At 45.8% G+C, this 1,013-nt stretch carries 1 protein-coding gene; it reads left to right on the forward strand.

Annotated elements, in window-relative coordinates; all coding sequences use genetic code 11:
• Positions 1-98: 98 nt before the first annotated feature.
• Positions 99-998, forward strand: a complete 900-nt coding sequence (locus AAC854_RS22690) for an IS982 family transposase (RefSeq protein ID WP_340619067.1) — start codon at positions 99-101, stop codon at positions 996-998.
• Positions 999-1,013 lie beyond the last annotated feature (15 nt).

The following is a 1,013-nucleotide window of genomic DNA, read 5'->3' on the forward strand; positions in this document are numbered from 1 at the left end:
AAACGCGATGCTCGACTTTTATGGTGAGTTGAAATGACATAGCCGCTCCTTTATAACTTTAAGTCGCCAAACTGAGAGAAATAAAGGAACAAAAGGCTATGTCACAGCAAGATTTTATCATTTGGGTGTTTTGTTGGATAGACGATAATTTAACGCAGTTACAGCAAGGTACACGACTCAGAAGCCGAGGATATCCGCCTAAACTGAGCGATGCAGAAGCCATCACGATGGAAGTGGTGGGTGAATTTTTAGGTTTTTCAACGGATAAAGGCATTTGGACTTACTTTCGTGACCATTGGCGCGAGTGGTTTCCGGGGCTAGGTTCACGCGCCAATTTCGCTAAACAGGCTTCGAATCTTTGGGTTGTCAAACAACAACTGCAAGAAAAGCTGGCGAGGTTATTGGGCGCGTTCGACAGACCGGTACATATTATCGACGGGTTTCCGCTGCCTGTCTGTGAATTCAAAAGAGCAAAAGGCAGTGCTAACTTCAAAGGACAAGCCGATTATGGATACTGCGCCGCCAAAAATGAAACATACTACGGCTTCAAAGGACATCTCATGATAGACGAAATCGGCGTGGTAACGGGGGTCACACTGACGCCCGCAAATGTCAGTGAGCGTGAAGCAACCTGGGATGTGATTGGCTCGATAAAAGGCTATTTGCTCGGCGATAAGGGGTATTTAGGCGCTAAATTTCAACAGGAAATGAAGAACGAGGGTATTGAAATGATAACTCCGGTACGTGCCAATATGGATGATCCCATCCCCAGAAAAACGAGAAGGATCATTAACGCCAAACGCCGTTTAATTGAAACCGTGATTGGTCAACTCGCCGGACAATTTGCTATCGAGAAATGCTGGGCGCGGGATCTGTGGCACTTGAGTAATCGAATTGCCAGAAAGCTGCTTTCTCACACGTTGGGTATTTTTGCCAATTTTAAACAAGGTAAAAGGCAACGCGACTGGCTTCAACAAGCCCATGTTATAGGCTGTTAAAGTTGAGCATCACGT

This window comes from Xenorhabdus entomophaga, assembly GCF_037996725.1.
In the GTDB taxonomy this organism is placed as follows: Bacteria; Pseudomonadota; Gammaproteobacteria; order Enterobacterales; family Enterobacteriaceae; genus Xenorhabdus; species Xenorhabdus khoisanae.

Excerpts from the sequence above, each read along its gene's own strand:
- AAC854_RS22690 (WP_340619067.1), top strand. The coding sequence starts at position 99 with ATGTCACAGCAAGATTTTATCATTTGGGTGTTTTGTTGGATAGACGAT.